We start from the raw sequence: 24,873 nt of genomic DNA, 5'->3' as shown, positions 1-24,873 counted from the left end.
ACCTGCGATCGGGAACACGCGGCCGGCACCTTCAAACCGTTCACTGGAGTCCGCCGCCGGAACTGCTGGTGGTCGCTGTGTTCGCCAGCGTGCGCAGGCCGATCTGGAACATGATCGCGTGGTTCAGCACGGGCGGGGTCGAGCCTGCGGAATAGCTATACGCCGTTACATAGTTCAAGCCGAGCACAAAACAATCGTCGACGTAGCCGGCACCGAGCACATACTGGTTGATCTTGTTGGCCTCAAGGTCCCAGCGCGCCGAGCCCGTGACCACCCAATTGGCCGCGAGCTTGATCGAGCCTGACGTCAGGATGCCCTCGCGGCGGGTTAGATAGCCGAGTTCCGGCTGCGCCGCGTAATTGCCGTACAGCATGCTGACTGACCAGCGGTTGAAGTTGGCGCGGCCTTCCGCCTCGAAGCGCTGCACGTTCCAGGTCTGCTCGTCCATGCGCGAGCGAACGCTGAACGTATAGGTGCTGTTGGGCGAATAGGCGGCGCTCGCCACATAGTCGGAGCGCGGCCTTTGCAGGCCGGAATCCACGCCGGTATTGATGGAGTCCTGGACCGCGAAGGAGTTCATGCCGAACAGCTGGTAGGACTGGCCGAACAGCGTCTTGATGGCTCCGCCCCTGTCGAACTGCGTGGTGGACTGCACGCCGACATTGGCGCGGCCGCCGCCCTCGACACGGTCGTAGCCGGAGAACTTGTCGACGCTGAACAGGTTCGAGGCGTCGAACACCATGCTCTGCGCGTCCTCGTTGGGGAGCTTGCCGGCATAGGTCTCGTTCGGCCGGATGATGATCTGCGCGATCGGCTCGATGGTGGTCGAACCCCAGGGCTGAACGTTGATGAAGGGGTAGCGGTATTCGAGGCCCACGGTCGGCATCAGGCGGAGCGCCTGGGTGTCGCCAACGGGCAAATAATTCGACACGCCCGGCTGGTTGGAGACCGAGGAGTTGATCGCGTCGGCGCGGAGAATGGCGAACGGCGTCCAGATTTCACCGAACGGATCGGTGAAGGACTTGCGCCACTGCGCTTCCGCCGTTAGGCGGGTGTAGGTACCCGGGAAGCCGCGCAGCAGGCACTGCGACGGCGTCCGCGCGAGCGGATCGGCCGACACCGTCGTGCACAGGCTGTTGGTGTTGGCGAGCGTCGTGATCGGATCGAACACCGCGGTGTCACGCGACAGGTTCACGAAATTGGTCTTGTAGCTGAACTCGCCGCCGAAGACCGGATAGTTCAGCACGTTCGAGTAGTCGATCACGGGGTAGACGACCGGCACCTGGTTCTGGTTGCCCGAGTAACTCAGCCAGTACATCGTGCGCGCGTCGAAGAAGCTGCGATTGCCGACACCGGTCAGGTAAAGCTGCGAGAGTGCATCCGTCGGCAGATACAGGAACGAGCCCAGCGGATCGCGATATTGCGACAACCGATAGTCCGAGAAGAAATAATAGTCGGACATCAGGACACCGTCCCAACCCCAGACCCATTTGTCGTTCAGCGCGAACTGACCCTTGGTGTCGACGGCGCCGCGGAACTGCTTGTCGCCGGGCTGGCCCGCGAGCGCGCTCCGATCGAGCTGGTCGATGCCGTAGACGCGGATCTGATAGGCGCCGTCCATCAGGCGCTGGCGGAATTCGGCCTGGAACAGCACGCCCTGCCTGGACGTGATGCGCGGGTTGAAGGTGGCGTCCATGTCGGGCGCGATCGCCCAGTAGAACGGAACCTCGACGCCGTAGCCGAACGGCGTATTCGACGTGAAGCCCGGCATCAGGAAGCCGGTCTTGCGCTTCACGGTCGGGTCGGGCGTCGAGAAATAGGGCATATAGGCGATCGGCACGCCGAAGAATTCGAGCTGCGCCGTCTCGAAATACAGCATCTTCTCCTGCTGGTCGTGGATGATGCGCGCACCCTTGACCTGCCAGAGCGGCGGCTTCTTCGGATCGTCCTTGCACGGCGCGCAGGCCGTGTAGACGCCGTTCTCGAACACCGTGTAGTTGCCGCTGGAGCGATCGGAGCGGCTCGCCGCCATGCGGGTCTGGTCGGCCGTATCAACGCGCAGCGAATCGACGAAGCCGTCACGGTAGTCGTCGGACAGGTCCAGGATCTCGGCATAGGTGATCTTGCCGTCGGCATCCGTCATACGGATGTTGCCTTCGGCATGGAGCCGCTTGGTCTTCTGGTCGTAGATGACCTTGTCGGCCTCGACGCTGGTGCCGTTGTAGAACAGCTGGACGTTACCGACCGCGGAGACGCGCGAATTGTTGTAGTCGTAATCGACCTCGGTCGCCTGAACCAGCATCTGGTTGTCGTTGACGGCCTTCGGCGGCTTCGCACGCGGCGGCAGCGGATTGTAGGTGAAGCTCTGGGCGGAGGCCGGCGTCACGGCGGCAACGTCCATCACGCCACCGAGCGATGCCACGGCGGCGACAGCAAGCAGGAATCTGCGAATGGACAAGCCACACCCGTTCGCGCGCACCAATGTGCGCCGCGTCAAACGAGACACGGGCCCTCGGTGGACGGCCGTCACTATCCGTCCTCCTGATACAGCAAGGCCAAAAAGCCGGTGAGGCCGCCCACCACCACGGGCAACCACGCCGCAGCGATCGGATGCATCAACTCAGCCTTGCTCAAATCTTCAGTCACTTTCGACAGAACGTAGAGCAGAAAGCCTGCGCCCACGCCACTCAAAACCATCTTCTGCACGCCGCCCATCCGGAAGAAGCGCAACGACACGGAGGCCGCGAGCATCACCATGGCTGCAAGCAAAAACGGCTGTGCCAGAAGCTTCTGATACTGGAGTCGGTATCCGGCTGTCGCGAAGCCCGAGCTTTCGGATGAGCGGATGTAGCTCGGTAGTTGCCAAAAGGACACAGTCTCGGGTGTGGAAAAGCTGTTGCGGACCTGGGCCTCGGTCAGCGTGGTCGGAATCTCCAGGCTGGCCTGATCGACCGGCGGCGAATCCAGCGAGAAGCGGCGGACGCCCTTGAACAGCCAACGGCCGGCCTCGAGCGTCGCCTCGCGCGCCTCGACCCGTTCCTTGAAGTGCTGCTCTGTGTCAAACCGGAACAGCGTGAGTCCGGTGAGCCGGATACCCTGCTGCTCGCTGCGCGCCGCATTGATGATCGTCTCGCCGTCGCTGGTCTTCTGGTTGAGCCAGAAGCCGGAGGCGTCCTGAATGCCGCCGCCGGGCGCCGAGCCGAACAGCTCGGCTTCCATGCGCTTGGACAGCTCGCGCAGATTGGCCGACATCGGATTGTAGGCGACGGTGGCGATCACGCCGATCAGGAGCGCGCTGCCGAGCGCCGGCGAGATGAATTGCCATGCGGAGACGCCGGCGGCGCGCGCGACGACGAGCTCGAGCCGGCGGGAGAGGGCGAGATAGCAGGTCATGGCGCCGATCAGCATGCAGAACGGCGTCAGCTTCTCCAAAAGCTGCGGCACGCGGAACAGCGAGGTCTCGGCCACCATGACTGCGGAGGCGGATGCGAGCCCTGAGGTCTTGCGCACCATCTCGATGTAATCGACCAGCACCAGCAGCAGGAAAATGCCGGCGAACACGCCGAGCGCCGCGACCACGAAACGGCCGGCGAAATAGCGCCCGAGTGTGTTGGTGAGCATGCTCATGCGGTGGCCGGCCGTCCGAACAGCCGCGCGATGCGCGCGTTCGACCTGTTGATGGCCTCCATGAGGCGCGGCGGCGGTTCGACCACAAGGCCGCCAATGATGATCGCCAGCCCGACGCCGATGGCACCAATGACCATGGCATATTGGACCAGCACCGCGCCCGGCGATTTCACCGCCATCACCGAGCAGGCGAAGCCGGCCATGCGCAGGCCGAACACGGCAAGGATCGAGGAGCCGATCGAGAAATTGCGGCTCTGGCGCGTGGTGCGAGGCGCACCCAGAAACGCAAAGGTCAGCACGGCAAAGGCGAAGGGATAGATCGGCGCCAGCAGGCTGTCATGCAGGGCCGAGCGGAACTGGCCGGGAATCTGCTTGTAGACGGGATCGTCCTCGGACGGCGAGAGCAACTCCCAGAGATAACGCTCGCGGATGCCGAGGGTGACGTCGCGGCCCTGGCCCGAGAACTTGGACATGTCGAAGCCGTAGCGGCCGAACGCCACCAGCGCGGGATCGCGCTTGCCGGCCTCGAAACGCTGGAGATTGCCGGTCTCCAGCACCAGGAACGATCCGGTCTCGTTCTTCACGACTTCGCCGTGCTCGGCGACGATCGAGACCCGCTCGTTCGGATCGCGGCGGTCGTCGATGAAGATGCCGGCGAGGATGCCGCCGGGCTGGCGTTCGCGAATCCGGATCGTCAGGTTCTTGTCGAGCTGGGCGAAGCGGCCGGGCTGCAGGATGTTGGTGAGCACGTCGGCGGTGATCTCGGCGTCCCACTGCTTGATCCGCCGCATGCCGTCGGGAGCGAGATAGGCCGCGATGAAGGCGACCAGCAGCGCCACCACGCAGGTGGCGTAGAAGAACGGATAGAACAGCCGGAATGGCGAGAAGCCGGCGGCATTCATCACGATGATCTCGGAATCGGTCGCGAGCTTGTTCAGCGTATGCGAGATCGCGATCATCAGCGCGATCGGCGAGATGATCAGGACCAGCGCGGGCACGACGAGGCTGGTGATCCCGAGGAAGGTCAGGATGGTCTGACCCTGGCTCGTCATCAGGTCGATGCCGCGCAACGCTTGCGTAATCCAGATCACGCCCGTGAGGCTGACCAGGACCAGCGCAAACGACGCGAGCGTCGTGCGGAAGATATACCTATCGATTGACCCCATGCGCTACCGCACGAATCCCACCAAGTCCCCAATGCCGGCCGGAATTCCGGCTGTCCAACCAATCCCCGCAAGGGGATCCCCAAGGTCGGCCAACCATCTCATCCGCCGGCTTACTCTCTCAGTACCATCCCTTTGATCCGTCAACAAAATGGCTGCCCCGTGGCACCCTCAATATATGGTTAATATTTCCCTCGTTGTGGCCCCTCGGCCACGGGGGGTGCTTGGCATCTGCCGGGCCGGTGGCCCATAGTGCGGGACGCTCAGTGAATCGCCGTTCAGCTCCGGCCCGTGGCCGGGACCGCCGATCGGTAAAAAGCGCAATGTTTTTGAGGAGTTACTCATGTCCGATGCCATTAAGGTCGGCTTCGTTCCATTGTCTGCCGCCGCCCGTGGCATCATGGTCGTGTTCTGCGACGACAGCCTGAAGCTCGGCCCGGCGACCGCCAAGGCGCTCGGCGGGGCCACCGAACTCGTGAAGCGGGCGGCCACCGCCGCCGCCTTCAAGGGCAAAAGCGGCGCGGCGGTCGACATCCTTGCGCCCGAAGGCGTGAAGGCCACCCGCCTGATCGTGATCGGCGCCGGCAAGGCGACCGGTCTGAAGGCGAACGACTTCCTCAAATTCGGCGGCGTGGCGGCGAGCAAGCTTCCGGCCGGGGCGGCGGCCATGACTATCATGGCGGAACTTCCAAACGGCGCCATGACCAGCGAGCAGGCGGTCGCGATCGCCTCGGGCCTGCGGCTGCGCACCTACAACTTCGACCGTTACAAGACCAGGAAGAAGGATGGCGAGGAGGGCGGCACGCGCGCCGACGTCTCGTTTGCGGTCGGCGACGTGGTCGCCGCGAAGAAGGCGTTTACATCGGCGGCTGCGATCGTGGACGGCGTGATCATTGCGCGCGACCTCGTCAACGAGCCGCCGAACGTGCTTTTTCCCGAGGAGTTCGCGCGCCGCGCAGGCCTGCTCCGCAAGCTCGGCGTCAAGATCGAGGTCCTCGACGTCAAGGCCATGGACAAGCTCGGCATGGGCGCTCTGCTCGGCGTCGGCCAGGGCTCGGCGCGGCCGAGCCGCACCGTGATCATGCGTTGGGACGGCGGCAAGAAAGGTGAGGCGCCGGTTGCCTTCGTCGGCAAGGGCGTCTGCTTCGACACCGGCGGCATTTCGATCAAGCCGGCCGGCAGCATGGAGGACATGAAGGGCGACATGGGAGGCGCTGCCTGCGTCGTCGGCCTGATGCATGCGCTCGCGGCCCGCAAGGCCAAGGTCAACGTCGTCGGCGCCATCGGCCTGGTCGAGAACATGCCGGACGGCAACGCGCAGCGCCCAGGCGACATCGTCACCTCGATGTCGGGCCAGACCATCGAGATCATCAACACCGACGCGGAAGGCCGCCTGGTGCTTGCCGATGTGCTCTGGTACGTCGCCAAGAAAACCAAGCCGAAATTCATGGTGGATCTGGCGACGTTGACCGGCGCCATCGTGGTCGCGCTCGGCACCGAGCATGCCGGCATGTTCTCCAACAATGACGAGCTTGCCGAGCGGCTGCTGGCGGCCGGCATCGAGAGCGGCGAGAAGGTCTGGCGCCTGCCGCTTGGCCCTGAATACGACAAGCTGATCGATTCCCAGTTCGCCGACATGAAGAACACCGGCGGCCGCCATGGCGGCTCGATCACCGCGGCGCAGTTCCTCCAGCGCTTCGTGGATGGCACGCCCTGGGCGCATCTCGACATCGCTGGGACCGCCATGGGCGCGCCGAAGACCGACATCAACCAGAGCTGGGGAAGCGGCTATGGCGTTCGCTTGCTCGACCGTCTGGTCGCAGATCACTACGAGCGCAAATGACCCGAGATGACTGAAGTCCTCTTCTACCATCTGCAAAACATGACGGTGGAGAACGTGTTGCCGCCGCTTCTCGAGAAATCGCTCGAGCGCGGCTGGCGCGTCGTTGTGCAGTCGAATTCGCCGGAGCGCGCCGATGCGCTCGACGCCCATTTGTGGACCTATCGCGACGATTCCTTCCTGCCGCACGCGACATGGCGGGTGAGCGACGCTGCCGATCAGCCGATCGTGCTGGCGGTCGAGGAGGACAATCCGAACGGTGCCAATGTCCGCTTCCTCGTCGACAACGCCGCGCTGCCGCAGGACGCGCAGGCCTATGAGCGCATGGTGCTGCTGTTCGACGGCGACGATCCGGACGCGCTTGCGTTCGCCCGCAGCGCCTGGACGGATTGCAAGGCGCGGGGATTTGATGTCACTTATTGGCAGGCTGACGAGCGGGGCCGGTGGCAGAAGCGGAATTAGCGGTCGCTCGCAATTAATGATAATTTGCACTTTTCGGGCGATGATGGCTTTTGTCACCTTCGTGCCGCAAAGTGATGTTGCTACAATTGCTTAGGGCCGATCCTTCACTCGGGGATTTTAGTTTATCGTGCGACATCAAAAGCTTCCCAGCTCGCTCATAATTGCGTTGGCGGCCGTAGCCCCGCTGGTTGCGGGCTGTTCGGGCGGGACCGATCTGTTGTCCAGGGATGCCCAGTGGTTCAACACGCCCAGCCGCCTGTTCATCAAAAGCATCTCGATTGAGTCGCCGCCGCTGACCCCCGACAAGCCGGTTGGGGCCGAGGATCTGGTCAGCGCCGACGGGGCTTGTGCCGGCATGGCGCCGCCGCCCGGGCCGGCTGATGCGAATGCGTCGACGACCGCGCCGGCTCCCATGGGCGGCACCGTCGCGCTCGGCCACACCGAATGCGATGTGGTGCGCGGCATCGGCGCGCCCTCGAGCGTCAACCTCTCCGGTGATGCCGCCGGCAGGCGCGTTGCGGTCGTGACCTGGACGACCGGTCCGCGCGCTGGCATCTATACCTTCACGGCCGGTCGCCTGTCCTCGATCGAGGGCACGCCGGAGGCGCCGGTCATGCCGAAGGCGACCAAGCCGAAGCCGAAGAAGAAGTCGGCGTAACACGGGTCGACCTTTTGGCCTGAAGCTGGTTGCGGCTGTCGATGCGATCAGCCGCGCACTCCTATCCCCATCATCAAGCGGCTTTGCATTCCTTGATCGCGGTGGCCGAGGCGTGAACCGTGATCTCTCCCGTTCGCGCTCGCCGGCGATCTTGTTCGCCAGTTTCGACATCGCGGATGCCGACCTTCGCCCAAAGTGCCTTCATTGCCTCGAGCTGCGTTCTTCCGCGCGCGTTGAAAATCACGGGGGCGTTACGCGTGATCCGTGATCAGGCGGTTCGTGATGAGCAAGCCTTCGCATCCGCTGTCGGAAACTGCCCCGAAGCAAAACTGGAGGAAATCTCCAGAATAATCACGCGCGTCTCAAGCAACGGTTCAAGAATGTCATGTGCGCGAATGCTACGCGTCGAAGGGAGGGGCTAGGTCGGAAGGATCATTTGGATGTCCATTACCTCTGTGTTTTCCCCGGTTACGGGGCAACTCATCATTTTCGCCGACAGCGCGAATAACGGCCTCGTGATAAGTCGCGACAAGTCGGGCCGCATCCTGGTTGATAACGGGCACGTGAAAACGGTTGGTGGCGAACCCACGGTCGACAACACCACCGCGATCGACATCTTCGGTCAAGGCGGTGACGACACGATCACCGTCGACGAATGCCACGGACCGATGCCGGCGGTGCACATCTTCGGCGGCGACGGCAATGACAGGATCACGGGCGGCTCGGGAGCCGACCTCCTGTTTGGTCAGGCCGGCAACGATTTGATCAAGGGCGGCGGCGGCAACGATCTGCTGTTCGGCGGAGCGGGTAACGACGTCCTGGACGGCGGCAGCGGCGACAACCAGCTGTTCGGCGAGGCCGGCGACGACGTCATGATCTGGAATCCCGGCGGCGGCACCAACCTGTTCGAAGGTGGTGAGGGCAACGATACGGCTCAGGTCAACGGAAACAACGCCGCCGAGACGTTCACAATCACGGCGAACGGCACCCGCGTGCGGCTCGACCGGACGGGCGCGGCGCCGTTTTCGCTCGACATCGGCACGACTGAAAATCTCGTCTTGCACAGCGGCGGCGGCGACGATGTCATCACCGCGGGCAATGGGCTCGGCAGCCTGATCTCGCTGACGCTCGATGGCGGCGCCGGCAACGACCGGATCATCGGCGGCGACGGCAACGACCTCATCATCGGCGGCAGCGGCGACGACATCGTCAATGGCGGACGCGGCAACGACGTCGCCCAGCTCGGGAGTGGCGACGACACTTTCATCTGGAATCCCGGTGACGGCAGCGACACGGTCGAGGGCGGCTCGGGCAGCGACAAGCTGCTTTTCAATGGCGCTAACATCAACGAGACCATCAACATCTCGGCCAATGGCGGCCGGGTGCGCTTCACCCGCGATGTCGCCAACATCACGATGGATCTCAACAGCGTCGAGCAGATCGAATTCGATGCGCGTGGCGGCGCCGACAACATCACCGTCGGCGACCTCACCCGGACCGGCGTCAAGCAGGTGCTGGTTGATCTCGGAGCCGTTCCGGGAGGGACGCAAGGCGACGGCGCTGCTGATACGGTGACCGTCAACGGCAGCAACGGCAATCAGCACATCGAGGTCACAGCCGCGGGCACAACGGTCACGGTCACGGGGCTGCCGGAGGTCGTGACGATCGCAAATGCAGAGGCCGGCAACGACCGGCTGGTCGTGCAGGCGCTCGGCGGCAACGACGTGATCGATGCATCCACGCTCGGCGCGGCGATCGGGCTGACCATCGACGGCGGTGCGGGCAACGACACCATCACCGGCAGCCAGGGAGCCGACACCCTGATCGGCGGCGACGGCAACGACAAGGTCATCGGCGGCCGCGGCAATGACGTCGCGCTTCTCGGCGCAGGCGACGACATCTTCACGTGGAATCCCGGTGACGGCAGCGACACTGTCGAAGGCGGCACGGGAACCGATACGCTGGTGTTCAACGGCGCCAATGTGGCCGAGACCATGTCGATCTCGGCGAACGGAAGCCGTGCGCTACTCACCCGTGACGTCGGTGCTATCGTCATGGACCTCGCCGGCGTCGAGCACGTGCAGATCGCGGCGGCAGGCGGCGCCGACAACATCACCGTCAACGATCTGACCGGGACAGGAATCACGCAGGTTGCCATCGACCTCAGTGCCGGCCCCGGCAGCCAGAGCGGCGATGCCGCGGCGGACCGCGTGACCGCGAACGGCACGACCGGTGACGACAACATATCGGTCGTGACCGCCGGCGGATCGATCGTGGTCAACGGCCTCGCTGCGCAGGTGACGATTGCGCATGCGGACGCCGGTGATGTGCTCGGCATCAACGGCGGCCAAGGCAATGATGTCATCGATGCGTTTTCCATCAAGGCGGGACAGTTGTTCAGCCTCAACATCAATGGCGGCGACGGCAACGACACCATCACAGGCAGTGCCGGCAATGACATTGTGAACGGCGGACGCGGCAACGATTTCGCCAATCTCGGTGCGGGCGACGACACCTTCGTCTGGAACCCCGGCGACGGCAGCGATACCGTCGAAGGCGGGAAGGGCACCGACACTCTGGCATTCAACGGCGCCAATATCAGCGAGAACATCAACATCTCGGCCAATGGCGGCCGGGTGCTGTTCACGCGAGATGTTGCCGCCATTGCGGTGGACCTGAACGGGGTCGAACATGTCGACTTCAATGCTCTCGGCGGTGCCGACAACATTACGGTCGGTGACCTCTCCGGCACCGGCGTCAGCCAGGTCGACCTCGATCTCGGCGCCAATGACGGCGCCGCGGATACCGTGACCATCAACGCAACCGGCGGCAACGACGTCATCACGGTGACCGAGCACGACGGCATCATCACGGTGTCGGGGCTTGGCCAGGACATCAACATTACCGATGCCGGCGCGGGCGACAGGATCGTCATCAACGGTCTCGATGGCGACGACGTCATCACGGCCTCCGGTCTGCACGGCGGCATCCAGCTCGTTGCCAATGGCGGCAACGGCGACGACGTGCTGATCGGCAGCCCCGGCAACGACACGCTGGCAGGTGGTGCCGGTGATGACGTGCTGATCGGCGGCGGGGGCCTCGACGTCCTCGACGGCGGCACCGGCAACAACGTCGTCATCCAGGGCGGTGCGTTCGCGGCCGCGATGCTGCTCAACCAGGCCATGGCGGCCAGCTTCGTCCCGGCAGGTGAGGGGAACGGCGAGATGCCGCTGCCCGATCCGCACGCGATGCAGAACCAGGTGCTCGCACCGCCGCAGCACGCCTGAAGCCGACTGCATCGGCCCGGAGAACGCTCATGACGACGAACGCGGTCTCCACCGATACGGGGCTCGATGCATTGCTGACACTGCTGCATCTGCAAGGTGTTGCGGCCGATCGCGAGCAGCTCAGGCACCGGCTGGGCGCGGCAAGCTTCGGCGCAGCGGATATCGTCCGCTGCGCCAGGTCTCTCGGACTTAAAGCGCGAACCTATCGAACGCAGTGGAGCCGTCTGTCGGACACCCCGCTGCCTGCGATCGCAATGCTGCGGGACGGCGGCTTCATGGTCATCGCAAAGGCCTCCGCCGATAAGGTGCTGGTGCAGTCCCCGGAGGCGCCGCGTCCGGTACTGATGGATCGCGACGAGCTGTGCGCGATCTGGGACGGCGGCTTGATCCTGATGGTACGGCGCGCCGGCCTGTCCGACCTCGGGCGGCACTTCGATATCACCTGGTTCATCGGCGCGATCGGCAAATACCGGCGGCTGCTGGGCGAGGTGCTGGCGGCTTCGTTCTTCCTCCAGCTTTTTGCGCTGGTCTCGCCGTTGTTCTTCCAGGTCGTGATCGACAAGGTGCTGGTGCACCGCTCGCTGTCCACGCTCGACGTCCTCGTCATTGGCCTCGTCGTCGTCTCCCTGTTCGACACCGTGCTCGGGATCCTGCGCAATTACCTGTTTGCGCACACCACCAACCGCATTGACGTCGAGCTCGGGGCACGCCTGTTCCACCACCTGCTGGCGCTGCCGATGGCGTGGTTTCAGGCCAGGCGCGTCGGAGATTCCGTGGCCCGGGTCCGTGAGCTCGAGAACATCCGCAATTTCATCACCAGCTCGTCGCTGACGCTTCTCATCGACCTGGTCTTCACCTCGGTGTTCTTGGCGGTGATGTTCGCCTATTCGGCGCAGATGAGCTTCATCGTGCTGGCATCGTTCCCGTTCTACATCGCGATCTCGGCCGTGGCGACGCCGCTGTTTCGCCGCAGGCTGGACGAGAAATTCCGCCGCGGCGCCGAGAACCAGGCCTTCCTGGTCGAGAGCGTCAGCGGCATCGAAACGCTGAAGGCGATGGCGGTCGAGCCGCAGATGCAGCGCCGCTGGGAAGAGCAGCTCGCAGGCTATGTCTCCGCGAGCTTCGGTGTCACCAGCCTCGGCAACACGGCTAGCCAGCTGGTGCAGCTCGTCAGCAAGGTCGTCACCGCCGCCATTCTCTATGTCGGCGCCAGACTGGTGATCGGTGACGCATTGACCGTCGGCGAGCTCGTTGCCTTCAACATCTTCGCAGGGCGGGTGTCGGCCCCGGTGCTGCGGCTCGCGCAGGTCTGGCAGGATTTTCATCAGGCGCGACTGTCGATCGCCCGGCTCGGCGACATCCTCAACAGCGCGGCGGAGCCTGCTTACTCCGCGGCCCGCGCGGGGCTGCCGCCGATCCGGGGCAACATCCGCTTCGAGCACGTCTCTTTCCGCTACCGGCCCGATGGGCCGGAGATCCTGCACGATGTCTCATTCGACATTCCAGCCGGACAAACCGTCGGCATCGTCGGATCGTCCGGTTCGGGCAAAAGCACCTTCGCCAAGCTGGTGCAGCGTCTCTATGTACCGCAAGGCGGCCGCGTGCTGGTCGACGGAATGGATCTGATGACGACCGACCCGGCCGGACTCCGTCGGCAGATCGGAATCGTGCTCCAGGACAACATGCTGTTCAACCGGTCGGTGCGCGACAACATCGCGCTGGCCGATCCAAGCCTGCCGATGGATCGCATCATCGATGCGGCGAAGCTGGCGGGCGCGCATGATTTCATTCTGGAGCTCCCCGAGGGCTACGATACGGTGGTCGGCGAGCGCGGCTCGACGCTCTCGGGCGGGCAGCGCCAGCGCATCGCGATTGCCCGCGCACTGGTGGGCAATCCCCGGATCCTGATCTTCGACGAAGCCACCAGCGCGCTCGACTATGAAAGCGAGCGGATCATCCATGACAACATGAAGGAGATCGCGAAAGGCCGCACCGTCCTGATCATCGCGCACCGTCTGTCCACCGTCCGCGGCGCCGATCGCATCTTCACCCTGGAACGCGGCCGTCTGGTCGAGGACGGCACGCATGATGCGCTGATCAAGACCGGCGGCCGCTATGCCGCCCTGCATCGTCTCCAGGGAGGCATTTATGAGGTCGGCTAACACTGTGCCGGCCGCTCGTCCGGAGCAGACCGTGATCCCGTTCCGGAATGGAAAGGGCCGGCGCGCCGAGGAAGTCGCCTTCCTGCCGGCGGCGCTGGAAATCACGGAAACACCGCCATCGCCGATCGGCCGCGCCATCGCCCTGGCCCTCATGCTGCTTGTCTGCGCGGCGCTGGCCTGGTCGGCTTGGGGCACGATCGACATCGTGGCCTCCGCAACCGGCAAGGTCGTGTCGAGCGGGCGAAGCAAGGTGGTCCAGCCGTTCGAGACCGGCGTGGTGCGCGCCATTCACGTGCAGGACGGGCAATCGGTCAAGGCGGGCGACCTGCTGATCGAGCTCGATCCGACGGTGAACGCCGCAGAGCGCGATCGTCTGCATGACGATCTCATGGCCGAGCGGCTCAACGTCGCGCGCCTCCGCGCCGCATTGGCGGGCGGCGAAGGGGTATCCGCTGATCTCGTCGTACCAGAGGATGCCGATCCCATGCTGGTTGCGACGCAACGGCAGCTCCTCGCCAATCAGGTCAGCGAGAACAGGGCCAAGCTCGCGGCGCTGGCACGTCAGGAAGCGCAGAAGGAGGCCGAACATCAGACGATTGCGGCGACGATTCACAAGCTTGATGCGTTGCTGCCGATCACCCAGCAGCGTGTCGAGATCCGCAAGACGCTGATGGAGAAGGAGATCGGCTCGAAGCTGACCTACTATGAGACCCTCCAGCTCCAGATCGAGCAGCAGGAGGAGCTTCGCGTCCAGAGCAGCCGCTTGAAGGAGGCCGAGGCGGCCGTCGCCGCGATCGGGGAGACCCGCATCCAGGCCCTGGCCGAGTACAGGAAGAGTCTCTCCGACGAGCTGGCTAAGAGCGAACAGAAAGCCAATGGCGTCGCACGCGATCTGATCAAGGCGCAGCAGAGGACGAGGCTTCAGCAACTGACGTCGCCGGTCGACGGCGTCGTGCAGCAGCTTGCGGTCCACACCGTGGGCGGCGTGGTCACGCCCGCGCAGTCGCTGCTGGTAATCGTGCCGACCGATACGCGGCTCGAGATCGAGGCGATGATCTCCAATCGCGATATCGGATTTGTCGAGGCCGGGCAGGGTGCTGCCATCAAAATCGACACTTTCAATTTCACCCGCTACGGGCTTCTCGCAGGCCAGGTCGTGAGCGTCTCGCAGGACGCCATCATCCGCGACCGGCCGCAGGAGCGCGGGAGCGACCGTCCGCTCGCGACACAACGCGACAGCAGCGAGCCCAGCGGGCAGGAGTTGAGCTACAGCGCCCGCATCTCGCTAGATCGCACCCAGATGCAGGTGGACGACCGCCTCGTCAGCCTGTCGCCGGGAATGGCGGTGACCGTCGAGATCAGGACCGGTTCGCGCACCATCCTGAGCTACCTGCTATCGCCGCTGCAGCGCTACCGGCACGAGATCATGCGCGAGCGCTAGTTCCCGCATGATGCCGACGAAGCTTCGCGAGACGCGCTGAGAACCAATCGGGCTTTTCGGCAGCTACACCATGCCGCGGGCGCGCCACTCCTGATGAAGTCATTTTGGTGTGGCCCCGCAGCCCGGAATGCGTACATAGGAGCAAGCAAAAAAATTTGGAGGAAAGCATGCGGCTCATTGCCCTCGTATCGGCTCTGGTCCTGCCGTTTGGCGCGGCGCTCGCCCAGGACTATCCGATCAGGCCCGTCACCATGCTGGTGCCGTTCGCCGCCGGCGGACCTACGGACACGATTGCTCGCCTGACCGCGGCCGGCATGGCGAAATCGCTTGGCCAACAGGTCGTCGTCGAGAACGCGCCCGGCGCCGGTGGTACCATCGCCACGACCCGCGCCTCGCGAGCCCAGCCCGACGGATACACGCTGCTGATCCATCATGTCGGCCTCTCGACGGCCGCCACACTGTACCGCAACCTCAGCTATGACACGAAGACGGCCTTTGCGCCGATCGGGCTTGTGACCAATGCGCCGATGACCATCATCGCGCGTCCGGATTTTCCGGCCGACACGCTGAAGGAATTGATCGCCTACGCCCAACAGCAGGGCGACAAGCTGACCTATGCCAATGCCGGACTCGGCGCGGCGTCGCATCTCTGCGGCATGCTGTTCATGACAGCGATCCAGAAGCAGCTCACCGCGGTGCCCTACAAGGGCAACGGCCCCATCATGAACGACCTTCTCGGCCGGCAGATCGATCTTACCTGCGACCAGGCGACGAATACCACCGGCCCGATCATGTCGAAGCAGGTCAAGGCCTATGCGATCACCACCAAGGAGCGGCTGAAGAGCCTGCCCGATCTGCCGACCGCCGACGAGGCCGGCCTCAAAGGGTTCGAACTTGGTGTCTGGCACGGCATCTATGCCCCCAAGGGAACACCACCGGCGGTCGTTCAGAAGCTGACCGCGGCGCTCCAGTCCGCCCTTAGGGATTCCACGCTGATCGCCCGGTTCAACGACATCAACACGGAGCCGGTCCCGCAGGAGAAGGCGACGCCGGAGGCGCTGGCCGCGATGCTCGCGAGCGAAGTCGACCGTTGGGCTCCGATGATCAAGGCAGCGGGCCAATTCGCGGACTGAGCCATTCCTGCTCAATTCGTGCCGACATCGCTGCGTGAGCGGGCTAAGTCACCACGGTAAAAAACAGTCCATTCAACAGCCAATCACCGGGTAGCAAAATACCGGTACTGTGCATGGGGTTGTTTTTGCGATTTTAATGTCGGGCCGGTCGCGGAGGCGTCAGCCCGCCGCCTCGTCGAACTGCGTGCTCGCCTCGAGCCACTGCTCCTCGGCGCGCGCCAGCGCGTCGGCCGCATTGGCGCGCGCTTTCGACAGTTGCGCGGCCTGCTTGGGATCGCGGGTGAAGATGTCGGGCAGGGCCAGCGCAGTGTCGATCTTGCTGATGATCGCGCTGACGCGGGCGATCTCGGTCTCAGCTTCCGCGATACGTTTCTTCAGCGAGCCGCGATTGTCCGATCTCGGACGCTGCGGCTTCTCGCTCGGCGCGTTGCGCTCGCGCGGGGCGGGCTCGCCATTGCGCGCGGACAGCACCAGGCGGCGATATTCGTCGAGGTCGCCGTCGTAATTAGTCACGGTGCGGTCGGCGACGATCCAGAGTTGATCGGCGCAGGACTCGATCAGATAGCGATCATGCGAAACCATGATGACGGCGCCGGGGAATTCGTTGATGGCTTCCGCAAGCGCGGCGCGGCTGTCGATGTCGAGATGGTTGGTCGGCTCGTCCAGGATGATCATGTTGGGGCCGAAGAAGGTCGCCAGTCCCAGCAGGAGCCGCGCCTTCTCGCCGCCCGACAATTTTCCGACCTTGGTATCGGCCGCCTTGCCGGAAAAGCCGATCGCACCGGCGCGGGCGCGTACTTTGGCTTCCGGCGCCTCGCCCATCAGCTTGCGGACGTGGTCGTAGGTCGAGGCATCCTCGTTCAATTCGTCGAGCTGGTGCTGGGCGAAATAGGCAATCGAGAGCTTGTCGGCGCGGGTCACCTTGCCCGAGAACGGCGCGAGGCGGCCGGCGAGCAGCTTCACGAGAGTCGACTTGCCGTTGCCATTTGAGCCGAGCAGCGCGATGCGGTCGTCATTATCGACGCGCAAGGTGACGCGGTTCAGCACCGGCGTGGTCGGATCGTAGCCGACCACGACGTTGTCGGCGGCGATGATCGGCGGCGACAGGATTTTCTCGGGCGCGGGAAAGCTGATCTCGCGTACGTCCTGGGTGACCAGCGCCGTGATCGGCTTCAGCCGCTCCAGCATTTTCACACGGGACTGCGCCTGGCGGGCTTTCGAGGCCTTGGCCTTGAAACGGTCGACGAAGGCTTGCAGGCGGGCGCGTTCGGCTTCCTGGCGCTTGACCGCTTTGGCATCGAGCATCTCGCGCATGGCGCGCTGCTCCTCGAAGGAGGAGTAGGTGCCCTTGTAAAGGGTGAGCTTGCTGCGATCCAGATGCAGGATCTGGTCGACCGAGCTTTCCAGCAGGTCGCGATCATGGCTGATCACGATAACGGTGCGCGGATAATGCGCGAGGTGATCCTCGAGCCACAGCGTGCCTTCGAGGTCGAGATAGTTGGTGGGCTCGTCGAGCAGCAACAGGTCGGGAGCCGCAAACAGCGTTGCGGCGAGCGCAACGCGCATGCGCCAGCCGCCGGAGAATTCGGCGCAGGGGCGGAGCTGGTCGGCGGCGGAGAAGCCGAGACCGGAAAGGATGGCTGCGGCGCGGCTCGGCGCCGAATGCGCGTCGATGTCGACCAGCCGGGTCTGGATCTCGGCGATCTGGTGCGGGTCGGTCGCGCTCTCGGCCTCGGTGAGCAGTGCGTCGCGTTCGAGGTCGGCCTTGAGCACGACCGAGATCAGGCTCTCGGGGCCGTTCGGCGCTTCCTGCGCCAGGCTGCCGACGCGCCAGCGGGGCGGCAGGCTCACCGTGCCGTGCTCGGCGGCGAGCTCGCCGCGGATCACCTTGAACAGGGTCGATTTGCCGGTGCCGTTGCGACCGACCATGCCCACGCGGGATCCGGGCGTGATCTGCACGGAACTCTGGTCAATCAGAAGGCGTCCGGCGAGGCGGATGGAGAGGTCGGTGATGGAGAGCATGCGGCCTTGTCACCGCACCCGCGATCAAACGCAACCCGTTTTTCTGTGTTTGCAAGCCGGTGCTTGTCAACTCAGTGCGAATCGCGCTCGCGCTGCTTCAGCTCATTGAGGAGTTGCTCGAGGTGCGTCGGCAGCCTGGCTTCGGGCCGCAGGCTCTGCTGGAGCCGTTCGCCCACCGCATCGCGGATCGAGCGGCTGGTGCGCCGGTCGATTTGCTCGCTATCGTCGGCGAAAAGGCTAACCATCGCAGAGTTCCGTGTTCTCAAAGAAGCGACACGGTACCAAGTCCTTGGCCCCCAAATGGTTTCGCCACTCGCGGCGATTGCGCGGCATTCTAGCAAAAATTGTGTGAAGCCGCGCAATATCCTCCGAATACAAAGCCCCGGCGCTCGGGGACGCCGGGGAAGGTACCTTGGGGGCTCAGGTATCTTTGGAAAGGTGCTGTCGGGCTCAGTAGCAGCGGTTGATCATCCGCCAGCGGGGTCCCCAGGGAGTCGGGACCAGCCGGCGCACATAGCAGCCGCCATAGCCGTAGGAGACGGGAGCATAGAAGCGCGGTCCACCCCAGCCGTGGCCGTTGTGCCAGCCACCGCCGCCGTGCCAGCCGCCGCCGCCACCATGCCAGTGCGCGGAGGCGGAGGTCGGCGCCAGCGCGGCACCAAGCGCAACCGCGGCGACGGCGGCGAGGGAAAGTTTCCTCAACATGGTGATCTCCTCAAATCTGTTGGCGCGGGGCTATCGCGTCGATGGAAAGGCCGCCGAAACGGTCTGCCTCTGAAAGAGGCTTTGGTTTCGATGGACCCGAGGTTATCCGAGCGAGGCTGAACCAAACCCTGACGAGGCCTTCAGAATGGGTTCATCTGGGTGAAATCATTGTAATCCACGTTGGACTTCCAACCCTGAAAGGGGGACCCACCACGCGTCCGCAATGGATGGGAAGGAGACCACGGAAGCTAAGCTTCGCGTCTGCCTTGAGTGCTACGGTCATATAGAGTCTGCCATGGTCGATCCTCAGTCACACCAGGAAGGGGCCTTCGCGTGATCACCGTTTGGGGCGGACAGACCTCGCGATCGATCCGGGTCGTATGGGTGCTGGAGGAGATGGGCCTTCCCTACCGCGTGCGGCAGGTGGACATGCTGGCCGCCAAGCAGGACCCCGAGTTCCTGGCGGTCAACCCCGCTGACTACATCCCGGCGATCCAGGACGGCGACGTCGTCATGGTGGAGTCGATCGCGATCATGGAGTACCTGATGGCCCGCTACGGGCCGACGCCGCTGGCGCCCGCGCCGCAGGATCCCACGTTCCCCGCCTACCAGCAATTTCTGCATCTGGGCGAAGCCGGTCTCGCGACCCTGATGATGCCCGTCGTCGTCAGCCGCTTCATCGCGCCCGATGCCGAACGGGAGAACTGGGGCGCGACCTGGTGCCTGCAGTCGTTCCAGAAGCGGCTAAAGCTTGTCAGCCAACGGCTTGCCGACTCGTCCTACCTTGCCGGCGAGGCTTTCACAGCAGCCGACATCTCGGTGACCTACGCCCTGAACCTGGGCCAACGGAACTGCGGGATCACCCTCGGCGACGCCGAACAGGCCTATCTCGCCCGCACCACCGGCCGCGACGCCTACAAGCGTGCCATGGAGCGTTCGCACGAAGGGGTGAACACCTGATTCCCGTTTCGTCCGCGAATCGAGACACGAGAGGTCAGCACTCAACGTCATGGGGTCGAAAGCGGCCCTAAGCCCGACGCCGACGTTCGGACGCCCAGATCGCCGCCATCTACAAGTATCGGTTCAGGTGAACACTCGCCCTCGGCCTGCGGCGAAGCGCCCGCGAGCCCGTTTGGGCGGTCGCTTGCCGTATCGCGAAGGCGCCGATATAAGCCCGGCAACTCCGAACCACTGTTTTCTCTTCAAGGACAACATCATGGCCATCGAACGCACCTTCTCGATCATCAAGCCCGACGCCACCGCGCGCAATCTCACCGGTGCGGTTAACGCCGTGATCGAGAAGGCGGGCCTGCGCATCGTCGCGCAGAAGCGTATCCGCATGACCAAGGAACAGGCCGAGACCTTCTATGCGGTCCACAAGGCGCGCCCCTTCTTCGGTGAGCTCGTGGAGTTCATGACGTCGGGCCCCGTGGTCGTCCAGGTGCTGGAAGGCGAGGGTGCCGTCGCCAAGTATCGCGACGTGATGGGCGCGACCGATCCGTCCAAGGCGGCTGACGGCACCATCCGCAAGCTCTACGCAAAGTCGATCGGCGAGAACTCCGCGCACGGCTCGGATGCGCCGGAGACCGCCGCGATCGAGATCGCGCAGTTCTTCTCGGGCAACGAGATCGTCGGCTGATCCGTCAGCCGATAAGGTAACGAGACGCGGCGAAAGGACGTAGTGTGAACTGGCTCTGGCAGATCTTCGATCCCGCTACGATCGGGGCATTCTTCACCCAGTTCCGCGTTGAGATGGCCGAACCGACCTTTTGGGTCGCGGTCGGCAAGATCATCTGGATCAACATCCTCTTGTCCGGCGACAATGCGCTGGTGATCGCGCTTGCCTGTCGCGGCCTCAAGCCGCGGCATCGGCTGTGGGGCATGATCCTCGGTGCGGGCGCCGCGGTGCTGCTGCGGATCATCTTCACGGGCATCGTCGCGAGCCTGATGGAGTTGCCGTACCTCAAGCTGGTGGGCGGCCTCGCGCTGATCGTGATTGCGGCCAAGCTGCTGGTGCCGGAGCAAGAGGACGAGGACGGCGTCGAGTCGGCGTCGCATCTGTGGCAGGCCGTGCAGATCGTCGTCGTTGCCGACATCGTCATGAGCCTGGACAACGTCATTGCGGTGGCCGCGGCCGCCAATGGCAGCGTGCCCTTGCTGGTGCTCGGTCTTGCCATCAGCGTGCCCTTGATCGTCGCCGGCGCGGCGCTGATCATGGCGCTGCTCGCAAAGCTGCCGGTTCTGGTGTGGGCCGGCGCGGCGCTGCTCGGCTGGATCGCGGGCGAAGTGATCGCGACCGATCCCGGCATCGCGCCGAGGCTGCATGCGCTGTTCGACGGTCCGTTCGGCGCTTCGCTCGACAACATGCTCGGCGCCTTGCGCATCCCGCCGCAATTCGCCCATGGCGGCGGAGGCGGCGAATATCTCTGCGCAGCTCTCGGCGTCGTTGTCGTGCTGGTCGTCGGCTCCATCTGGCGCCGCCGCAGCATGAGCGCGGCCGCGCTGGAGTCCTCCGAACGCCACGTCAAGGCCTCGGCGGAGTAGATCTATCTTTTGAGCATGATCTCTTGGGAAAAGCGCTAGCGTCGGACGATCGAGCCGGCGCGGTTGATCAGGCGGGCGAGCGCGCGGAAGCGGCTGCCGACTCGATCCGCGACGAGATCGCCGAGGCGGTGCTCGAACACCAGCAACAGCTTGCGGCCCATGCTGCGGAAATGCGTCGCGGGCAAGACGCCCGGACGCGCCGCCGAGATCAGATGTGCGACGCGGAAGGCCGCGCCCAGCAGGCGGGCGCGTTCGAGCTGCGCCGGCGTCAGCAGCTCCTGCATGGCGACCGGCGGCTGGTTCTCCTCGCTGAGGCCCGCATAGCGATAGAACACGGACAACCCGACGAAGGCGCGCTCGGTGTGGGTGATCGCGCCGAAATTACCGTTGACGACGAGGCTCAGCGTCTGCTCGCCGCGATGGTCGGGATGCACGCGCCACCCGATGTCGGACAGCAGGCACGCGGCGTGGCGCAGGCGGCGGTCTTCTTCGGTCTCGCGCAGCTTCACCACGCGCGCGAGGCGGTCGGTCCAGGCGATCAGCTCGCGGGCGTGCTTTGCCGAACGCGACAGCAGCTGGTTCAGCTCCTCGGCCGCGCAGATCAGTCCGTCCTTGTTGCGCTCGGACTCCGGCAGCTTCTCGTGCAGCAGGCCCTCGCGCACGCCGAAGGTCGAGAACACGATGGTCTTCGGCTTCGCCACCCGGATGATGTGCTCGAGCACCAGCGCCGCATAGGTGAGGAGCGGACGCCGGGCATCGGCGACGATCTCGATGTCGGCGAGCATGCCGGCGGCCGCAAGCCGGCGGAGACGACGCGAGAAATCGAGCGCCTCGGCCGCCGAAATCGAATAGCCGTGCATCACCTGCAGCGGATAGCCGCTCTGGATGATGTGGATGCGCGCAAGCGCGCGCCAGGTGCCGCCGACCGCGTAGAAGCTGCGGCTGCTCCCCGCCTTGAGCTGCGGCACCCCATCGAGCGCTTCGCGCACGATGCGGTCGGCGCGTTTCAGGGATTTATGCGCGAGGTCCTGCAGCGCGAGGCCGCCGAGCGGCAGCGTCACGCCGCTGCGCACGGTGTTTTTGCGCACGTCGATCAGTTCGAGCGAGCCGCCGCCGAGGTCGCCGACGATGCCGTCAGGATGATGGATGCCGGAGATCACGCCAAGCGCCGACAGCCGCGCCTCGCGCGGGCCCGACAGGATCTCGATCTTCACCGCGCAGATGCGCTCGGCTTTCGCGATGAAGTCGGCGCCGTTGGAGGCATCACGGCAGGCGGCGGTCGCAATCGCAAACACCCGCCCGACCTGCATGACCCGGCACAGCGCATGGAAGCGCTTGAGCGAGGTCAGCGCCTTGTCGACGGCGTCGGGCGCAAGCAGTCCCGTGCTCTGCACTTCGCGCCCGAGGCCGCACAGCGTCTTCTCGTTGAAGATGGGAATGAGGCTCCGCGTCAGTCCCTCGTAGACGACGAGACGGACCGAGTTGGAGCCGATGTCGATGACCGCGACGCTCGAGCCGCGCTTGCGCGGCCGCTTCACGTCGACGATCCCGGATCAGGATTGATGACGTTCATTACGGCGCGTGAGGCGGCGCGGCGAGGATTCCTTGAGCGACTTACCACGGCCAGACAGACTCGGATTTGTCATGAAGTAGTTGTGGACGTTGAAAGGCTCCTCGCCCTTCGCGGTCTTCATACGCGTTGAGGACCCGTCCGGCAACAATTGCCAGCTCTGTTCATTGTCCTTGAGATTCGCGACCATGATCTGTTCGAGAACCTGCTGATGCACCGTGGGATTCTGCAGCGGACACAGCACCTCGACGCGGCGGTCGAGGTTGCGCGGCATCATGTCGGCTGAGGAGATATACACAGCCGCTTTCGCGCTCGGCAGGCCCTGGCCCATGCCGAAGCAGTAAATTCGGCCGTGTTCGAGGAATCGTCCGATGATCGACTTGACGCGGATGTTCTCCGACAAGCCGGGAATGCCGGGACGCAGGCAGCAGATACCGCGCACCACGAGTTCGACCTGCACGCCGGCCTGTGAGGCCTCGTAGAGCGCGTCGATGATGTCGGGGTCGACCAGCGCGTTCATTTTCATCCAGATCGCAGCAGGCCGGCCGTGCCGCGCATGCGCGGTCTCGCCCTGGATGTGCTCGATGATGCGCTTGCGCAGGGTCAGCGGAGACACCGCCATCTTTTCCAGATCGCTCGGCGCAGCGTAGCCGGTGATGAAGTTGAACACGCGCGCGGCGTCGCGGCCGATGGTCGGCTCCGAGGTGAAGTAGGAGAGGTCGGTGTAGATGCGCGCGGTCACCGGGTGGTAATTGCCGGTGCCGGTGTGGACGTAGGTCGTGAGGCTGCCGCCCTCGCGCCGCACCACCATCGAGAGTTTCGCGTGGGTCTTCAGTTCGAGGAAGCCGTAGACGACCTGCACGCCGGCGCGTTCTAGGTCGCGCGCCCAGCGGATGTTGGCCTCCTCGTCGAAGCGGGCCTTCAGCTCGATCAGCGCGGTGACGGATTTGCCGGCTTCGGCGGCTTCCACGAGCGCGCGCACGATCGGCGAGTTGCTGGAGGTGCGGTAGAGCGTCTGCTTGATGGCGACGACGTCGGGGTCGCGCGTCGCCTGCTGGAGAAACTGCACCACGACGTCGAAGGATTCGTAGGGGTGATGGACGACGAGGTCCTTCTGCCGGATCGCAGCGAAGATGTCGCCGCCTTGCTCGCGCACGCGCTCGGGATGGCGCGGCACGTAAGGGGTGAATTCGAGATCGGGCCGGTCAAGGCGGGTGAGCTGCGAGAGCTCGTTCATGGCGAGCACGCCATCGACCAGGAACACCTCGTCGTCGGCGGTCGACAGCGCGTGCTGCACGAAACTGCGCAGCTGCTCCGGCATCTTGGCGTCGATCTCGAGTCGGATCACCGAACCGCGGCGGCGGCGCTTCAGCGCGGTCTCGAACAGGCGGACGAGATCCTCGGCCTCTTCCTCGATTTCGAGTTCGGAGTCGCGGAGGACGCGGAAGGCGCCCTGGCCGTGAAGATTGTAGCCGGGGAACAGGCGGTTGATGAACAGCGCGGTGGCCTGCTCCAGCGAGATCAGCCGGACGACCTTGCCGTCAGCCGGCAGACGGATGAAGCGGTCGATCTTGCCGGGCATGCGGATCAGCGCGTTCATCTGCTTGCCGTCGGCGGCGCGCGTGAGCTGGAGCGCGATGGTGAAGCCGAGGCTCGGAATGAACGGGAAGGGGTGGGCCGGGTCGATCGCGAGCGGCGTCAGCAGCGGGAACACGTTGCTGAGGAAGTAGTCCTCGACCCAGGTTCGTTCCGCCTTGGTGACCTCCTTGCCCTCGACCAGCACGATACCCTCGTCGGCGAGCGTGCCGCGCAGGTCGCGCCAGATTGCCTGCTGGTCGGAGGCAAGCTGCGAGACGGTCCGGTTGATGAGCGCGAGCTGCTCGGACGGGGTCAGACCGTCGGGGCTGCGCTCAGCAATACCCTCGCGCACCTGGGCCTTGATGCCGGCGACGCGGACCATGAAGAACTCGTCGAGGTTATTCGCTGAAATCGACAGGAATCGCACCCTCTCCAGCATGGGGTGGCTGGGATTGACCGATTCCTCCAGGACGCGGCGGTTGAAGTGCAGCCAGGAAAGCTCGCGATTGATGAACCGCTCGGGGCTCGATGCGATCGCCGGCGGGCCTTCGGCTTCCGGGGCTTTTTCCTTAACTTCAACAGCTTGCGCAGAATCCATCAGAAGTCGGTCCATCCAGTTCGCCCCAATTTGCGACTTACGCGCAAAACCCGCGGGAGCATGTGTTAGAGCGATGACGTTTC

At 64.6% G+C, this 24,873-nt stretch carries 18 protein-coding genes; 10 read left to right on the top strand and 8 right to left on the bottom strand.

Annotation, left to right across the window (positions count from 1 at the left end):
* Positions 1 to 40: 40 nt before the first annotated feature.
* The 3 genes from lptD to lptF are packed head-to-tail and all read right to left on the bottom strand — an operon-like array spanning position 41 to position 4,793.
* Positions 41 to 2,530, bottom strand: coding sequence for an LPS-assembly protein LptD (gene lptD, locus IVA93_RS21070; RefSeq protein WP_026233733.1), 2,490 nt, complete (start codon positions 2,528 to 2,530; stop codon positions 41 to 43).
* Complete coding sequence (gene lptG / locus IVA93_RS21065; protein WP_018459094.1) at positions 2,530 to 3,627, bottom strand: LPS export ABC transporter permease LptG; 1,098 nt, start codon at positions 3,625 to 3,627, stop codon at positions 2,530 to 2,532. The genes lptD and lptG overlap by 1 nt, the downstream gene beginning before the upstream one ends.
* Positions 3,624 to 4,793 carry an LPS export ABC transporter permease LptF gene (gene lptF, locus IVA93_RS21060; RefSeq protein WP_018459093.1) on the bottom strand — a complete coding sequence of 390 codons (1,170 nt, stop codon included), beginning with the start codon at positions 4,791 to 4,793 and terminating at the stop codon, positions 3,624 to 3,626. The genes lptG and lptF overlap by 4 nt, the downstream gene beginning before the upstream one ends.
* A 340-nt stretch (positions 4,794 to 5,133) precedes the next feature.
* Here lptF and IVA93_RS21055 point away from each other — a divergent pair, with 340 nt between their 5' ends.
* The 7 genes from IVA93_RS21055 to IVA93_RS21025 all read left to right on the top strand — a co-directional run bounded on the left by IVA93_RS21055 (position 5,134) and on the right by IVA93_RS21025 (position 15,773).
* A complete protein-coding gene (locus IVA93_RS21055) occupies positions 5,134 to 6,633 on the top strand; it encodes a leucyl aminopeptidase (RefSeq protein WP_247453848.1) in 1,500 nt (499 codons plus the stop codon).
* Positions 6,634 to 6,639: 6 nt separating this feature from the next.
* Complete coding sequence (locus tag IVA93_RS21050) at positions 6,640 to 7,092, top strand: DNA polymerase III subunit chi (protein ID WP_204510997.1); 453 nt, start codon at positions 6,640 to 6,642, stop codon at positions 7,090 to 7,092.
* A 166-nt stretch (positions 7,093 to 7,258) separates the two neighbouring features.
* The gene (locus tag IVA93_RS21045; RefSeq protein WP_018459090.1) at positions 7,259 to 7,750 is read left to right on the top strand and encodes a hypothetical protein; all 492 of its coding nucleotides are present in this window, start codon (positions 7,259 to 7,261) and stop codon (positions 7,748 to 7,750) included.
* A 440-nt stretch (positions 7,751 to 8,190) separates the two neighbouring features.
* Positions 8,191 to 11,037: a beta strand repeat-containing protein gene (locus IVA93_RS21040; protein ID WP_247789217.1), complete on the top strand. Its 2,847-nt coding sequence runs from the start codon at positions 8,191 to 8,193 to the stop codon at positions 11,035 to 11,037.
* A gap of 29 nt (positions 11,038 to 11,066) precedes the next feature.
* The gene (locus IVA93_RS21035) at positions 11,067 to 13,199 is read left to right on the top strand and encodes a type I secretion system permease/ATPase (protein WP_247368731.1); all 2,133 of its coding nucleotides are present in this window, start codon (positions 11,067 to 11,069) and stop codon (positions 13,197 to 13,199) included.
* Positions 13,186 to 14,640: an HlyD family type I secretion periplasmic adaptor subunit gene (locus IVA93_RS21030; protein ID WP_247368728.1), complete on the top strand. Its 1,455-nt coding sequence runs from the start codon at positions 13,186 to 13,188 to the stop codon at positions 14,638 to 14,640. Before IVA93_RS21035 ends, IVA93_RS21030 begins: the two co-directional genes overlap by 14 nt.
* Before the next feature lie 167 nt (positions 14,641 to 14,807).
* Positions 14,808 to 15,773 (top strand): tripartite tricarboxylate transporter substrate-binding protein, encoded by a 966-nt coding sequence (locus IVA93_RS21025; RefSeq protein ID WP_204511001.1) that lies wholly within the window; start codon positions 14,808 to 14,810, stop codon positions 15,771 to 15,773.
* Between the two features lie 159 nt (positions 15,774 to 15,932).
* Here the strand turns inward: IVA93_RS21025 and IVA93_RS21020 are convergent, their stop codons facing one another.
* From IVA93_RS21020 to IVA93_RS21010, 3 genes are all read right to left on the bottom strand, one after another.
* Complete coding sequence (locus tag IVA93_RS21020) at positions 15,933 to 17,795, bottom strand: ABC-F family ATP-binding cassette domain-containing protein (protein ID WP_018459084.1); 1,863 nt, start codon at positions 17,793 to 17,795, stop codon at positions 15,933 to 15,935.
* 71 nt (positions 17,796 to 17,866) lie between these two features.
* Complete coding sequence (locus IVA93_RS21015) at positions 17,867 to 18,040, bottom strand: hypothetical protein (RefSeq protein ID WP_007609361.1); 174 nt, start codon at positions 18,038 to 18,040, stop codon at positions 17,867 to 17,869.
* A 205-nt stretch (positions 18,041 to 18,245) separates the two neighbouring features.
* Positions 18,246 to 18,500, bottom strand: a complete 255-nt coding sequence (locus tag IVA93_RS21010) for a sulfur globule protein precursor (RefSeq protein WP_247368370.1) — start codon at positions 18,498 to 18,500, stop codon at positions 18,246 to 18,248.
* Between the two features lie 333 nt (positions 18,501 to 18,833).
* Between IVA93_RS21010 and IVA93_RS21005 the strand changes: the two genes are divergently transcribed.
* From IVA93_RS21005 to IVA93_RS20995, 3 genes are all read left to right on the top strand, one after another.
* Positions 18,834 to 19,460 (top strand): glutathione S-transferase family protein, encoded by a 627-nt coding sequence (locus tag IVA93_RS21005; RefSeq protein ID WP_085352938.1) that lies wholly within the window; start codon positions 18,834 to 18,836, stop codon positions 19,458 to 19,460.
* Between the two features lie 256 nt (positions 19,461 to 19,716).
* Positions 19,717 to 20,139 carry a nucleoside-diphosphate kinase gene (gene ndk, locus IVA93_RS21000; protein WP_018456271.1) on the top strand — a complete coding sequence of 141 codons (423 nt, stop codon included), beginning with the start codon at positions 19,717 to 19,719 and terminating at the stop codon, positions 20,137 to 20,139.
* 44 nt (positions 20,140 to 20,183) lie between these two features.
* Positions 20,184 to 21,044: a TerC family protein gene (locus IVA93_RS20995; RefSeq protein ID WP_085352939.1), complete on the top strand. Its 861-nt coding sequence runs from the start codon at positions 20,184 to 20,186 to the stop codon at positions 21,042 to 21,044.
* A gap of 35 nt (positions 21,045 to 21,079) precedes the next feature.
* Here IVA93_RS20995 and ppx read toward each other — a convergent pair whose 3' ends face one another.
* Both ppx and IVA93_RS20985 read right to left on the bottom strand, forming a co-directional pair.
* Positions 21,080 to 22,582 (bottom strand): exopolyphosphatase, encoded by a 1,503-nt coding sequence (gene ppx, locus IVA93_RS20990; RefSeq protein WP_018456273.1) that lies wholly within the window; start codon positions 22,580 to 22,582, stop codon positions 21,080 to 21,082.
* 15 nt (positions 22,583 to 22,597) lie between these two features.
* Positions 22,598 to 24,790, bottom strand: coding sequence for an RNA degradosome polyphosphate kinase (locus IVA93_RS20985; protein ID WP_026233127.1), 2,193 nt, complete (start codon positions 24,788 to 24,790; stop codon positions 22,598 to 22,600).
* Positions 24,791 to 24,873: the final 83 nt, after the last annotated feature.

It is taken from the genome of Bradyrhizobium sp. 155, assembly GCF_023101105.1.
Classification (GTDB): Bacteria; Pseudomonadota; Alphaproteobacteria; order Rhizobiales; family Xanthobacteraceae; genus Bradyrhizobium; species Bradyrhizobium canariense_D.
The sequence above is the reverse complement of the archived record's forward strand: the minus strand, read 5'-3'. Positions and strand labels throughout refer to the sequence as shown.

What these genes read in the sequence shown, in the direction of transcription:
- lptG (WP_018459094.1), bottom strand. Translation starts at nt 3,627, where the DNA reads ATGAGCATGCTCACCAACACACTCGGGCGCTATTTCGCCGGCCGTTTC.
- lptF (WP_018459093.1), bottom strand. Translation starts at nt 4,793, where the DNA reads ATGGGGTCAATCGATAGGTATATCTTCCGCACGACGCTCGCGTCGTTT.
- IVA93_RS21055 (WP_247453848.1), top strand. Translation starts at nt 5,134, where the DNA reads ATGTCCGATGCCATTAAGGTCGGCTTCGTTCCATTGTCTGCCGCCGCC.
- IVA93_RS21050 (WP_204510997.1), top strand. Translation starts at nt 6,640, where the DNA reads ATGACTGAAGTCCTCTTCTACCATCTGCAAAACATGACGGTGGAGAAC.
- IVA93_RS21040 (WP_247789217.1), top strand. Translation starts at nt 8,191, where the DNA reads ATGTCCATTACCTCTGTGTTTTCCCCGGTTACGGGGCAACTCATCATT.
- IVA93_RS21035 (WP_247368731.1), top strand. Translation starts at nt 11,067, where the DNA reads ATGACGACGAACGCGGTCTCCACCGATACGGGGCTCGATGCATTGCTG.
- IVA93_RS21030 (WP_247368728.1), top strand. Translation starts at nt 13,186, where the DNA reads ATGAGGTCGGCTAACACTGTGCCGGCCGCTCGTCCGGAGCAGACCGTG.
- IVA93_RS21025 (WP_204511001.1), top strand. Translation starts at nt 14,808, where the DNA reads ATGCGGCTCATTGCCCTCGTATCGGCTCTGGTCCTGCCGTTTGGCGCG.
- IVA93_RS21020 (WP_018459084.1), bottom strand. Translation starts at nt 17,795, where the DNA reads ATGCTCTCCATCACCGACCTCTCCATCCGCCTCGCCGGACGCCTTCTG.
- IVA93_RS21015 (WP_007609361.1), bottom strand. Translation starts at nt 18,040, where the DNA reads ATGGTTAGCCTTTTCGCCGACGATAGCGAGCAAATCGACCGGCGCACC.
- IVA93_RS21010 (WP_247368370.1), bottom strand. Translation starts at nt 18,500, where the DNA reads ATGTTGAGGAAACTTTCCCTCGCCGCCGTCGCCGCGGTTGCGCTTGGT.
- ndk (WP_018456271.1), top strand. Translation starts at nt 19,717, where the DNA reads ATGGCCATCGAACGCACCTTCTCGATCATCAAGCCCGACGCCACCGCG.
- IVA93_RS20985 (WP_026233127.1), bottom strand. Translation starts at nt 24,790, where the DNA reads ATGGATTCTGCGCAAGCTGTTGAAGTTAAGGAAAAAGCCCCGGAAGCC.